General features: G+C 73.6%; 10 protein-coding genes. 2 read left to right on the forward strand and 8 right to left on the reverse strand.

Going from position 1 to position 12,227, the window contains the following annotated elements:
* Positions 1-32: 32 nt before the first annotated feature.
* Positions 33-1,736: a PQQ-binding-like beta-propeller repeat protein gene (locus ACFWN1_RS13135; protein WP_384360640.1), complete on the reverse strand. Its 1,704-nt coding sequence runs from the start codon at positions 1,734-1,736 to the stop codon at positions 33-35.
* 164 nt (positions 1,737-1,900) lie between these two features.
* Positions 1,901-3,709 (reverse strand): ABC-F family ATP-binding cassette domain-containing protein, encoded by a 1,809-nt coding sequence (locus ACFWN1_RS13140; RefSeq protein ID WP_384360642.1) that lies wholly within the window; start codon positions 3,707-3,709, stop codon positions 1,901-1,903.
* A 158-nt stretch (positions 3,710-3,867) separates the two neighbouring features.
* Here ACFWN1_RS13140 and ACFWN1_RS13145 point away from each other — a divergent pair, with 158 nt between their 5' ends.
* Positions 3,868-4,461: a Uma2 family endonuclease gene (locus tag ACFWN1_RS13145; protein ID WP_384360658.1), complete on the forward strand. Its 594-nt coding sequence runs from the start codon at positions 3,868-3,870 to the stop codon at positions 4,459-4,461.
* Between the two features lie 3 nt (positions 4,462-4,464).
* Here ACFWN1_RS13145 and ACFWN1_RS13150 read toward each other — a convergent pair whose 3' ends face one another.
* The 6 genes from ACFWN1_RS13150 to rsmI form a co-directional block, all read right to left on the reverse strand.
* Positions 4,465-5,358 carry a 4-(cytidine 5'-diphospho)-2-C-methyl-D-erythritol kinase gene (locus ACFWN1_RS13150; RefSeq protein ID WP_384360644.1) on the reverse strand — a complete coding sequence of 298 codons (894 nt, stop codon included), beginning with the start codon at positions 5,356-5,358 and terminating at the stop codon, positions 4,465-4,467.
* Positions 5,355-6,224 carry a 16S rRNA (adenine(1518)-N(6)/adenine(1519)-N(6))-dimethyltransferase RsmA gene (rsmA, locus tag ACFWN1_RS13155; protein WP_384360646.1) on the reverse strand — a complete coding sequence of 290 codons (870 nt, stop codon included), beginning with the start codon at positions 6,222-6,224 and terminating at the stop codon, positions 5,355-5,357. The genes ACFWN1_RS13150 and rsmA overlap by 4 nt, the downstream gene beginning before the upstream one ends.
* A 41-nt stretch (positions 6,225-6,265) precedes the next feature.
* Positions 6,266-7,561 carry a ubiquitin-like domain-containing protein gene (locus tag ACFWN1_RS13160; protein ID WP_384360648.1) on the reverse strand — a complete coding sequence of 432 codons (1,296 nt, stop codon included), beginning with the start codon at positions 7,559-7,561 and terminating at the stop codon, positions 6,266-6,268.
* A gap of 109 nt (positions 7,562-7,670) precedes the next feature.
* On the reverse strand, positions 7,671-8,555 hold the full coding sequence (locus tag ACFWN1_RS13165; protein WP_384360650.1) for a TatD family hydrolase: 885 nt from the start codon (positions 8,553-8,555) through the stop codon (positions 7,671-7,673).
* A gap of 22 nt (positions 8,556-8,577) precedes the next feature.
* On the reverse strand, positions 8,578-8,916 hold the full coding sequence (locus tag ACFWN1_RS13170; RefSeq protein WP_384360652.1) for a hypothetical protein: 339 nt from the start codon (positions 8,914-8,916) through the stop codon (positions 8,578-8,580).
* A 293-nt stretch (positions 8,917-9,209) separates the two neighbouring features.
* A complete protein-coding gene (rsmI, locus tag ACFWN1_RS13175; RefSeq protein ID WP_384360654.1) occupies positions 9,210-10,058 on the reverse strand; it encodes a 16S rRNA (cytidine(1402)-2'-O)-methyltransferase in 849 nt (282 codons plus the stop codon).
* Between the two features lie 106 nt (positions 10,059-10,164).
* Between rsmI and ACFWN1_RS13180 the strand changes: the two genes are divergently transcribed.
* Positions 10,165-11,916: a dolichyl-phosphate-mannose--protein mannosyltransferase gene (locus tag ACFWN1_RS13180; RefSeq protein WP_384360656.1), complete on the forward strand. Its 1,752-nt coding sequence runs from the start codon at positions 10,165-10,167 to the stop codon at positions 11,914-11,916.
* The last annotated feature ends 311 nt before the right edge of the window (positions 11,917-12,227 follow it).

The raw sequence follows: 12,227 nt of genomic DNA on the forward strand, positions 1-12,227 counted from the left end.
TGGTGGGGACGGGGGCGGCGCGAGGGGGGCGGCTACCTGCCGAAGGCCATCATCAGCTTCTCCTCGCCCTGGTCGTCGCCGCCGAGGCGGTCGGAGGAGATGAAGAGGCGCCCGCCGGACCAGACCGCGGAGCTGTCGAGGAAGCCGCTCTCGAGCCGCGCCACACTGTCGGGGTTGCGCAGCAGCGTGGCCGGCCGGTGCGCGCCGGGACCGGTCGGGATCGACACCACCCGGCCGCCCTGGCCGGAGGACGCGTCGGCGTACGCGATGAGGTTGCCGCCCTGGAGTCCCACGGGGACCATCGGGCGGGCGACCGGGGATCTCACCCGCCACTTCGCCTTGCCGTCGGTGAGGCTGACGGCGACGATCTCGTTCGCCGCGTTCGTGCTCTCGGTGGGCAGGTAGAGGGTCCTGTCGTCGGCGGCGACACCCCGGCAGTTCTGCAGGCCGCGCGTCAGCGAGGACCAGCCGCAGCCGGGGGCGAACTTGTCGTCGGCCTTGACCTCGGAGCTGAGGCGGCCGCCGCCGTCGAGGGTGGAGATGTTCCACGCGTTCTTGTCGTGACCGGTCAGCCGGACCACGAGCGGGTCGACGGAGAAGACGCGCTCGACCTTCCAGCCCTTGGTGCCGGGCCGGGTCCACCTCACCTTGCCGGTGGCGGGGTCGAGTTCGCGGATCTCCTCGCGCTCCCGCGCGCCGCCCGCGCCGCAGGAGGTCACCTCGATCAGCCGCCGGCTGTCACCGGCGAAGCCGGCCGGGAAGCAGTCGTCGTACTTCTTCACGTCGTACAGCTTGCGGCCGGTCGCCGCGTCGTACGCGATGCCGGACATCGAGCGGGCCACCACCAGGGTCTTGCCGCTGAGGGTCAGCTCGATGGTGCGGACGCTGTCGAACAGGGCGGTGCCTTCGGGTACTTGGGCGTGCCAGCCCTTCTTGCCGGTGTCGAGGTCGATCTGCTGGAGCTGGTTGCAGACGGCGCGGTCGCTGACGCCGTTCATGTACGCGATGACGACCTTGCCGCCGGCGCCGGCGTCGCGGGTGACCGCGCAGACCGGGTGCGGCAGGGTGATCGGGTCCCAGGCGGCCGCGCCGCCGGCGACGCGGTAGCCGACGATCTCCTTGTACGCGGCCTTCACCGCGGTCTTCCCGGTGACCCAGAGGCCGGGCGCGTCCGCGCCGTCGGCCGGGACGTCGGGGGCGGACTTGTACCAGAGGACCTTCGACTCGCCGGGCTCGCGGCCCGCGTTGAGGTCCTCGGCGTCCGTGCGGCCGTCGCCCTTGCTGTCGCCCTTGCCGTCGCCCTCGTCCGCCGAGGGGGACACGGTGGCCGAGGGGCGGGTGCCGCCGGTCGGGTGGGCGACGGGCTTGTCGTCGTCCCCGCCGCGTCCGGTGACCGCGTACACGACGCCGCCGACGAGCAGCAGCGCGGCGGCCACCGCCCCGGCCAGCAGCGCGGTGCGCTTGCCGCCGGGCGGCTTGCCGGGTGCGCCGGGCTGCGGGTACGTCCCGTAAGGACCGCCGGGCGGCGGGCCGTAGGGACCCGGGGCCTGCCCGTAGGGGCCGGGCTGGGCGTACGGGCCGGGAGACCGGGGGTAGCCGTAACCGGGCTGCGGCGGGCCCTGCGGAGCGGGTTGTTGAGGCGCGCCGAAACCATCCTGCGGCGGCCGGCCCTGCGGTGGCTGGTTCTGCGGTGGGCCGAAGCCGCCCTGCGGCGGCTGACCGGGCGGCTGGCTCATCAGCGCGCTCCCCCTCGTTCACTGACTCTTAGCCCTCGGACAGCCTTTCTACCACCGACCACCGACAGCACAGGGGCCCGTGCGAGCCCCTGTGCCCAAGGTCGGACCACCCCGTGATGCGCCCGTTACGCGCCCGCCGGTACGGCCGGATTCCGCTGTCCGCGCTACGCGTCCTCGGCCAGCTCCAGCCAGCGCAGCTCCAGTTCGTCGCGCTCACCGGAGAGTCCGCGCAGTTCGGCGTCGAGTTCAGCCACCTTGGCGAAGTCGGTGGCGTTGTCCGCGATCCGGGTGTGCAGCTTGGACTCCTTCTCGGAGAGCTTGTCCAACTGCCGCTCGATCTTCTGGAGTTCCTTCTTGGCGGCCCGCTGGTCGGCGGCGCTCCGCTCCGTCGCGGCCGGGGCGGGCGCGGCGGCGGCCGACCGCTGGGCGACGGCCTCCTCCATACGCAGCCGGCGCTCCAGGTACTCGTCGATGCCGCGCGGCAGCATGCGCAGCGCGCCGTCGCCGAGGAGGGCGAACACCCTGTCGGTGGTGCGCTCGACGAAGAACCGGTCGTGGGAGATGACGACCATCGAGCCGGGCCAGCCGTCGAGGACGTCCTCCAGCTGGGTCAGGGTCTCGATGTCCAGGTCGTTGGTGGGCTCGTCGAGGAAGAGGACGTTGGGCTCGTCCATCAGGAGGCGCAGCAGCTGGAGCCTGCGGCGCTCACCGCCGGAGAGGTCGCCGACGGGCGTCCACTGCTTCTCCTTGCTGAAGCCGAACGTCTCGCAGAGCTGGCCCGCCGTCATCTCACGGCCCTTGCCGAGGTCGACACGCTCGCGGACCTGCTGCACGGCCTCCAGGACCCGGGTGGCCGGGTCGAGTTCGGCGACCTCCTGGGAGAGGTAGGCGAGCTTGACGGTCTTGCCGACGACGACACGGCCGCCCGCGGGCTGCGTCTCGCCCTCGGTGCGCGCCGCTTCCGCCATGGCCCGCAGCAGGGACGTCTTGCCGGCGCCGTTGACGCCGACCAGGCCGATGCGGTCGCCGGGGCCGAGCTGCCAGGTGACGTGCTTGAGCAGTTCCTTGGGTCCTGCGGTGACGCTGACGTCCTCCAGGTCGAACACCGTCCTGCCGAGCCGGGAGGAGGCGAACTTCATCAGCTCGCTGCTGTCGCGGGGCGGCGGTACGTCCTTGATCAGCTCGTTGGCGGCCTCGACCCGGAAGCGGGGCTTGGAGGTGCGGGCGGGGGCGCCCCGGCGCAGCCAGGCCAGCTCCTTGCGGACGAGGTTCTGCCGCTTGGTCTCCTCGGTGGCGGCGATGCGCTCGCGCTCGGCGCGGGCGAAGACGTAGTCGGAGTAGCCGCCCTCGTACTCGTACACGGTGCCGCGCTGGACGTCCCACATGCGGGTGCAGACCTGGTCGAGGAACCAACGGTCGTGGGTGACGCAGACGAGTGCCGAGCGGCGCTCGCGCAGGTGCCGGGCGAGCCAGGCGATGCCCTCGACGTCGAGGTGGTTGGTGGGCTCGTCCAGGACGAGGAGGTCCTGCTCCTCGATCAGCAGCTTGGCGAGCGCGATCCGGCGCCGCTCACCACCGGACAGCGGGCCGATGACGGTGTCCAGCCCCTTGGGGAAGCCCGGCAGGTCGAGCCCGCCGAACAGCCCGGTGAGCACGTCCCTGACCTTGGCGTTGCCCGCCCACTCGTGGTCGGCCAGGTCACCGATGACCTCGTGCCGGACGGTGGCCTCGGGGTCGAGCGAGTCGTGCTGCGTCAGCACTCCGCTGCGCAGCCCTCCGGAGTGCGTGACCCGCCCGCTGTCGGCCTCCTCGACCTTGGCGAGCATCCGGATCAGCGTGGTCTTCCCGTCACCGTTGCGCCCGACGACCCCGATCCGGTCCCCTTCCGACACACCGAGCGAGACGCCGTCCAGCAGGGCCCGCGTGCCGTAGACCTTGCTGACGTTCTCGACATTGACCAGATTGACGGCCATTTCACTCCTGTGCAGGGGGATCGATCAGCCTTCAAGCGTAGGGCCTGCCGGGCTGAGGGCGGGGCGCGCGGGTGCGGTCACTCTTTGTGATGACGTGGTCGACGTTCGGCCGCTACCGTGGACGCACAGGCAGCAGGATCCCGTTCATGGGAGGAACCATGACCGCCGAGTCCATCGAGCACCGTCCGCACTGGCCGGTGCCGCCCGAGGACGGCTATACCGTGGACGACCTGTTCACACTGCCGGATCTCCCGCCGCACACAGAGCTGATCGACGGAAGCCTGGTTTTCGTAAGTCCACAGCGGGATTTTCACAGTGTTGTCATCGATCTGCTCGCCGCCGGCCTCAGGAGTACCGTGCCGCCCCGGCTCCGGGTGCGCAGGGAGATGACCATGGTCCTCGACCGGCGCAACGGCCCCGAGCCGGACCTCTGCGTCGTACGCGCCGAGTCCGTCGTCGGTCGCCGTCAGACGCGGTTCGAGGTGGCCGACGTCCTGCTCGCCGTGGAGGTGGTGTCCCCGGACTCCGAGGCCCGGGACCGTGACACCAAGCCCCACAAGTACGCCGCGGCCGGCATCCCCCACTTCTGGCTGGTGGAGATGGCCGGCGAGGACGACCACCCCGTGGTCCAGGTGTACGAGCGCGGCGAGGCCACCGGGACGTACGCCCTGACCGGCATCCACCACGCACAGGTCAAGCTGACCGCGCCCTACGGGATCGACATCGACCTGACGGAGATCGACCGCCTCTGAGGCTCAGAGAACCGTAGCTCCCGGCACCGGCCCAGCCGCCGTGCGGGTGGTGCGGCAGGTACCGGAGGCGTGGAGGGCGGCCGTCACCTTCACAGCGGCGTCCGAGTCGGGGACCAGGAAGGCGGTCGTGGGGCCCGAGCCTGAGACCAGGGCGGCCAGGGCGCCTGCGGTGCGGCCCGTTTCCAGGGTGGCCGCCAGCTCGGGGTACAGGGACAGCGCCGCCGGCTGGAGGTCGTTGGTGAGGGCCGCCGCGAGGGCCTCGGGGTCGCCCTTCGCCAGAGCCGTCAGGAGGGCCGGGTCGGCCTCCGGGGCCGGGATGGCGTGGCCCTCGGTCAGACGGTCGAACTCGCGGAAGACGGCCGGGGTCGACAGGCCGCGCTCGGCCATCGCGAACACCCAGTGGAAGGTGCCCCCGGCCTCCAGCGGAGTCAGCTTCTCGCCGCGTCCGGTGCCGAGTGCCGCGCCGCCGACCAGGCTGAAGGGGACGTCGCTGCCCAGCTCGGCGCAGATGTCGAGCAGCTCGGCGCGCGAGGCGCCCGTACCCCACAGCGCGTCGCAGGCGAGGAGTGCGCCCGCGCCGTCCGCGCTGCCGCCGGCCATGCCGCCCGCGACCGGGATGTCCTTGGCGATGTGGAGGTGGACGGCCGGCTCGATGCCCCGGCGCCCGGCGAGCGCGAGGGCGGCGCGGGCGGCGAGGTTGGTGCGGTCCAGGGGGACCTGCGCGGCGTCGGGACCGGAGCAGGTGACCCGGAGTCCACCGGCCGGGGTCACGGTGACCTCGTCGTACAGGCCGACCGCGAGGAAGACGTTGGCCAGGTCGTGGAAGCCGTCGGGGCGGGCGGCGGCCACGCCGAGCTGGACGTTGACCTTGGCGGGGACCCGTACGGTGACGCTCACGCGCCCGCTCCCCTGTGCTCGGCGATCCGCGCGAACTCCTCGACCGTGAGGGACTCGCCGCGCGCCTGCGGGGACACCCCGGCGGCGACCAGCGCGGCCTCGGCGGCGGCGGCCGACCCGGCCCAGCCGGCCAGCGCGGCGCGCAGTGTCTTGCGGCGCTGGGCGAAGGCTGCGTCGACCGCGGCGAAGACCTCGGCCCGGGTGGCGGACGTCCTGACCGGCTCGGTGCGCCGGACCAGCGAGACCAGGCCGCTGTCGACGTTGGGCGCGGGCCAGAAGACGTTGCGTCCGATCGCCCCGGCGCGCTTCACCTCGGCGTACCAGTTGGCCTTGACCGAGGGCACGCCGTACACCTTGGAGCCGGGCGGTGCGGCGAGCCGGTCGGCGACCTCGGACTGGACCATCACCAGGGTGCGCTCGATGCTCGGGAAGGTGGCGAGCATGTGCAGCAGTACGGGGACGGCGACGTTGTAGGGCAGGTTGGCGACGAGCGCGGTCGGCGGGGGGCCGGGCAGCTCGTCGACGAGCATCGCGTCGGAGTGCACCAGCGCGAACCGGTCGGCGCGGCCGGGCATCCGGGCGGCGACGGTCGCGGGCAGCGCGGCGGCGAGTACGTCGTCGATCTCGACGGCGGTGACCCGGTCGGCGGCCTCCAGCAGGGCCAGGGTGAGGGAGCCGAGTCCGGGCCCTACCTCCACCACCACGTCGTCGGGGCGCACCCCGGCGGTGCGCACGATGCGGCGGACCGTGTTGGCGTCGATCACGAAGTTCTGGCCGCGCTGCTTGGTGGGGCGTACGCCGAGCACGGTCGCCAGTTCGCGGATGTCGGCGGGGCCGAGGAGGGCGTCGGGGGTGGGGCTGGTCACGGGACAAGGGTACGGGGCGGCGCGGGCACCGGTGCCCCGGCTCAGCCGCGCAGCCGGGACCCGCAGTGCGGCCAGGGCGAGGTGCCGTGGCGCTGGTACAGGGTCTCGGCGCGCCGGGTCTGCTCCTCGGGCGGCGCGTCCTGGGGGCGTCCGCTGCCGCCGAGGGCGTGCCAGGTGGCGGTGTCGAACTGGTAGAGGCCGCCGTAGGTGCCGGAGGGGTCGACGGCGTCGGGGCGGCCGCCGGACTCGCAGACGGCGAGCGCGTGCCAGTCGAGGTGGCCGGCGCCGGACGCGGTGGCCGGGCGGGGCCCGGTGCCGACGCGGACGAGCTGCCGGCGCGGCTCCCGGACCACCTCGGTCCGCTCCCGGCGGGGGCGCTGCCGGACGCCGTTGACGGTGCGCAGCAGGTAGGTGCTGCGGCGCAGTCCGGGGCGGCCCGCCTGGTCGACGACCTCGGTGCCCCGGGGCAGCGCGGGGTCCTCGCTGCGGCGCTCGGGGTACGGGATCTCCTCGTCGTGCGTCTCGTGGGTGCCGGTGATGCGCAGCACGGTGACGGTCTGTCCGTCGCGCGGGAAGGAGGTGCCGGGCACGGAGGTGGTGTCCTCGCCGCGCAGGGTGGTGCCGGCCTCGCGCAGCACGTCGGCGACGGTGGCCGCGTTGGTGCGCAGGGTGCGGGTGCGGCCGTCCGCCATGACGGTGACGCTGCGCTCGGTACGGACGTCCAGGGCGAGCCCGGCGCGGCCGATGGGCAGGGAGCGGGAGGCGGACAGGTAGGCGCCCTCGGCCCGTACCCCGAGCTGCCTCAGCGCGCCGTCCACGGTGTCCGCGGTGGTCCACACGACCCGGCGTTCACCGTCGACGGTGAGCCGGACGGGGCGGCCGTGGCGTACGGCGATCTCGTCGCCGTCGGTGAGCGGGGTGCCGGGGGCGGGCGTGACCACGTCGTGCGGGCCGACGCGTACGCCCTCGTCGGCGAGGAGTCCGGTGACGTCGTCGGCGAAGGTGTGCAGGGTGCGGGGGTGGCCGTCGACGGTCAGCTCGACCGCCTTGTCCTCGGCGACGAAGGCTGCGGTGCCCCCGGCGAGGAACGCGACGACCAGGGCCTGCGGCAGCAGCCGGCGCACCGGGGACTCGGGGCGGGCGGCGGCACGGCGTCCGCGCCCCGCCGGTCCGGGTCCCTCCGGCGTCCTGCGGGGCGGCGGCACGGCCTCGTGGGCGGGCCGGCGGGGGGCGCCGGGTACGCCGTACGGCAGGGTCAGCGCGGTGTGCACCGACGGCACGGCCGGTTCGTCGCCGAGGGTGCCGTGGGGGCCGTACCGCTCGTACTGCTTGCTCACCGCGACACGCTCCAGGGGCCTTCGCCGATCGGGCCCCCAGAACCTAGCGGAGCGGGCGTCACTCTCCAAAGCGGCGCGGCCACCCAGGGTCACCGCTCGAACTGGCGGCTCAGTATCCGAAGGCGCGCGCGGTGTTGGTGGCGAGGGCGGCGGCGAGGGTGTCCTCGTCGGTGCCGCGTACGGCGGCCATGGCGCGCACGGTGACCGGGATCAGGTACGGGGCGTTGGGACGGCCCCGGTAGGGCGCCGGGGTGAGGAAGGGCGCGTCGGTCTCCACGAGGACCAGCTCCAGCGGGGCCACCACCAGGGCGTCCCGGAGGTTCTGGGCGTTCTTGAAGGTGACGTTCCCGGCGAACGACAGGTAATAGCCCTCGCGGGCGCAGATCTCGGCCATGCCGGCGTCGCCGGAGTAGCAGTGGAAGACGGTGCGCTCGGGGGCGCCCTCCTCCTTCAGCACGCGCAGCACGTCGTCGTGGGCGTCGCGGTCGTGGATGACCAGGGTCTTGCCGTGCCGCTTGGCGATCTCGATGTGGGCGCGGAAGGACCGCTCCTGGGCCTCCTTGCCCTCGGGGCCGGTGCGGAAGAAGTCGAGGCCGGTCTCGCCGACGCCCTTGACCTGGGGGAGCGCGGCGAGCCGGTCGATCTCGGCGAGCGCCTCGTCCAGCGCGGCGTCCCCGCCGGGCACGCGGGCGCCCTGCCGGGACCACCCTTCCGCAGCGTCGCCGTGCACGATGCGCGGCGCCTCGTTCGGGTGCAGGGCGACCGTCGCGTGGACGCTGTCGTACGCGGCGGCCGTCTCGGCGGCCCAGCGGGAGCCCGCGAGGTCGCAGCCGACCTGCACGACCGTGGTCACGCCGACCGACGCGGCCTTCGCCAGACCCTCCTCGACGGTGCCGGACTGCATGTCGAGGTGGGTGTGGGAGTCGGCGACCGGAACACCCAGGGGTACCGGGAGCGGGGGCGGCGTGTTCTTGTCGCTGGCGTTCGCAGGCATGCCCCGATCCTACGGACAGGCCTTAGCTCGCCCGGCGCTGGAAGGGATGCAGCAGGTCGGAGAGGTGCCAGTGGTGGGCCGCCGGCGCGGGGAGAGCCGGCTCGGGGCGCGGACGGCGTACGGAGGCCACCTGGCCGGCGCGCATGATCCGTACGACGTGGCCGTCGCAGTTCTGGCACACCGGCCGGCTCAGCGGGGACGGCACCACGCGGCCGTCGGCGATGTACCGCACGCACTCGTGGCCGTCGGTGTCGGTGTGGTGCTCTATCGCGTACGACTGCTCCCAGCCGTGCCCGCAGCGCATGCAGGCGAACGCGTACGACTCGTGAACGGCGGCGATCTGCCCGGCGATCTCACTCATGCCAGCTCCTGCGGTCCACTGACGCCCCGCTTGCGGGACGAGGGGACGGTTCTTCGGCCCCTTCGCCCAGTGGACGCCCGCACCGCCGCGAACGCACGCGAACTGTCCACTGTTGGACGCGCCTTGGACGTTCCTTGCCGAACCGCTCCGCCACGGGCCGTTCCCTTTGCCCGCCCGCACTCCCCGTTTGCCCGGCCATGGGGCGTACCCCGGCATACGCGCTGCCCAGCGGGCGCAGGACCCCGGTCGGCGGGACGCCCCTCAGTCCCCACCCGGCCCCGTTCAGCCCCTGTTCAGCCCGCGGTGCGCTTCGCCGCCACCACCGCGTCGAACACCACCCGCTTGGGGATGCCCGCTTCCGCCGCGACGGACGCGATGGCCTCCTTACGGGGTTCGCCGGCCTCCTCGCGGACGCGGACCCGGCGGACGAGTTCGCCGGCGTCCAGTTCCTCGGGGCCGGACTCGGGGGCGCCCTCGACGACGACGGTGATCTCGCCGCGCACCCCCTCGGCGGCCCAGGCGGCCAGGTAGGCGAGGGGGCCGCGCCTGACCTCCTCGTACGTCTTGGTCAGCTCGCGGCAGACGGCGGCACGGCGGTCGGCGCCGAAGACCTCGGCCATCGCGGCGAGGGTGTCGTCCAGGCGGTGCGGGGCCTCGAAGTAGACCAGGGTGCGCCGCTCACCGGCGACCTCGCGCAGCCGGGAGAGCCGCTCGCCGGCCTTGCGCGGCAGGAACCCCTCGAAGCAGAACCGGTCCACCGGCAGCCCGGACAGCGCGAGCGCGGTGAGCACCGCGGACGGCCCCGGCACGGCGGTGACCAGGATGCCGTGCTCGACGGCGGCGGCGACCAGGCGGTAGCCGGGGTCGGAGACCGACGGCATCCCGGCGTCCGTGACGAGCAGCACCCGGGCGCCCCCGCGCAGCTCCTCCACCAGCTCGGGGGTGCGCGCGGACTCGTTGCCCTCGAAGTAGGAGACCACCCGGCCGCCCGGCGTCACTCCGAGCGCCTGGGTCAGGCGGCGCAGCCGACGGGTGTCCTCGGCGGCGATCACATCGGCCCGCGCCAGCTCCTTCGACAGCCGGGGCGGGGCGTCCGCGACGTCGCCGATGGGGGTACCTGCGAGGACAAGGGTTCCAGTCACGGGGGCCATCCTCCCAGGGGTGCCGGGCGGGGCGGAAACCGATCGCGTCCCAATCGGTACCGCGCTTGCACGGGACTCGCCGGGCACGTTTCCCTACCATGGCGCGGTGACCAGTACCGCGTCCTCCACGGACCTCCGGCAGGGCCAGGCGCCGCCCGACGACGAGCGGCCCCCATGGCAGCGGCGGCTGCGCCGATTCGGCTACGTACCCCCCGCGGGCGCTCCCGCGGCCGGTGTACGGGACCGGCTCGTGCCGCCCTACGCGCGGCCCGCGCCGAGGGTGTGGCAGCTGCTGGGCTGCCCGCCGCACCTGGCGGAGCGGATCACCCGCTTCTCGGGCTGGGGCGGGCCGCTGCTGGTGACGCTGTTCGCGGGGCTGCTGCGGTTCTGGCACCTGGGCAGCCCGCGCGCGGTGATATTCGACGAGACGTACTACGCCAAGGACGCCTGGGCGCTGGTCCACCGGGGCTTCGAGGTCAACTGGGACAAGAACGCCAACGACGCCGTCCTCGCGTCCCACGGCCACCTCGCCATCCCCTCGGACGCGGCGTACGTGGTGCATCCGCCGGTCGGCAAGTTCGTGATCGGCCTCGGTGAGCTGGTCTTCGGGTTCGACCCGTTCGGCTGGCGGTTCATGACCGCGCTGCTCGGCACGCTGAGCGTGCTGCTGCTGTGCCGGATCGGGCGCCGGATGTTCCGCTCGACGTTCCTCGGCTGCCTGGCGGGCGCGCTGATGGCGGTGGACGGCCTGCACTTCGTGATGAGCCGGACCGCGCTGCTGGACGGCGTGCTGATGTTCTTCGTGGTCGCCGCCTTCGGCTGCCTGGTGGTGGACCGGGACCGGGCGCGGGAGAAGCTCGCCGCGGCGCTCCCCGCCGGCCCGGACGGCGTCGCACGCCCGGACGCCCGCGTCGCGGACACCTTCCGCTTCGGCCTGCGCCCCTGGCGCTGGGGCGCGGGCGTGCTGCTGGGCCTGGCCATCGGCACCAAGTGGAACGGCCTGTACATCCTGGCCGCGTTCTGCCTGATGGCGGTGTTGTGGGACGTGGGCGCCCGCAAGGTCGCCGGTGCCCGGCACCCGTACGCGGCGGTGCTGAAGTACGACACCGGGTTCGCGTTCTTGGCGACGGTGCCGGTGGCCGTCGCGGTGTACGTCGCCTCCTGGACGGGCTGGATACTGTCCCCCACCGACGGCACCGGCGGCTACTTCCGCAACTGGGCAGCGACCGACGGCCGGGGCGGCTCCTGGACCTTCCTGCCGGACTGGCTGCGCAGCCTGTGGCACTACGAGCACGAGGTCTACAACTTCCACGTCAACCTGTCGTCCCCGCACACCTACCAGTCCAACCCGTGGAGCTGGATCGTGCTGGGCCGCCCGGTGTCCTTCTTCTACGAGTCCCCCGGCCCCGGCGCCGACGGCTGCCCGGTCGGCACGAGCGGCAAGTGCGCCCGCGAGGTCCTCGCGCTGGGTACCCCCGTGCTGTGGTGGGCGGGCTGCGCGGCCATCCTCTACGTCCTGTGGCGCTGGGCCTTCCGCCGCGACTGGCGGGCCGGCGCCATCGCCTGCGGCATCGCGGCCGGCTACCTTCCCTGGTTCATGTACCAGGAGCGCACGATCTTCCTGTTCTACGCGGTCGTCTTCGTCCCGTTCCTCTGCCTGGCCGTCGCCATGCTGGCCGGCGCGATCATCGGCCCCCCGAACTCCACCGACACCCGCCGCGTGGTCGGCGCGACCGCCGCCGGCGTCCTGGTCCTCCTGATCACCTGGAACTTCATCTACTTCTGGCCCCTGTACACCGGCCAGCCGATCCCCATCGACTCCTGGCGAGGCCGGATGTGGCTGGACACCTGGGTGTAGGCCGGGCGGGAGCGGGGACACGCCAGGTTTCGCCACCCCCGCGCCGCCGCTGCCTGGGGGTTCGGGATTCGCCATCCGAACACGCCAGCCGAACACCACCGCGCCCGCCATCGGCGAATCCGGGCGAACCCCCATCCGGGCCCGGACGGGGGCCGCTTGAGCGGGCGGGGGCTCTTGGGGTTCTCTCGTTCCCGGAGGCCCCGGGGGGAGAGCCTCCGGCACGGTCCCCGTACGTGTGGGGCCCGGCTCCGGTCACGCACACCGGAGCCGGGCGGACAGGCGGGGACGGGTGGGTCCGGCCGCCTGCGGGC

Origin of the sequence: Streptomyces sp. NPDC058459, assembly GCF_042721685.1 — a bacterium.
Lineage (GTDB): Bacteria > Actinomycetota > Actinomycetes > Streptomycetales > Streptomycetaceae > Streptomyces.

What these genes read in the sequence shown, in the direction of transcription:
- ACFWN1_RS13170 (WP_384360652.1), bottom strand. Translation starts at nt 8,916, where the DNA reads ATGAGTGAGATCGCCGGGCAGATCGCCGCCGTTCACGAGTCGTACGCG.
- ACFWN1_RS13145 (WP_384360658.1), top strand. Translation starts at nt 3,868, where the DNA reads ATGACCGCCGAGTCCATCGAGCACCGTCCGCACTGGCCGGTGCCGCCC.
- ACFWN1_RS13165 (WP_384360650.1), bottom strand. Translation starts at nt 8,555, where the DNA reads ATGCCTGCGAACGCCAGCGACAAGAACACGCCGCCCCCGCTCCCGGTA.
- ACFWN1_RS13140 (WP_384360642.1), bottom strand. Translation starts at nt 3,709, where the DNA reads ATGGCCGTCAATCTGGTCAATGTCGAGAACGTCAGCAAGGTCTACGGC.
- ACFWN1_RS13135 (WP_384360640.1), bottom strand. Translation starts at nt 1,736, where the DNA reads ATGAGCCAGCCGCCCGGTCAGCCGCCGCAGGGCGGCTTCGGCCCACCG.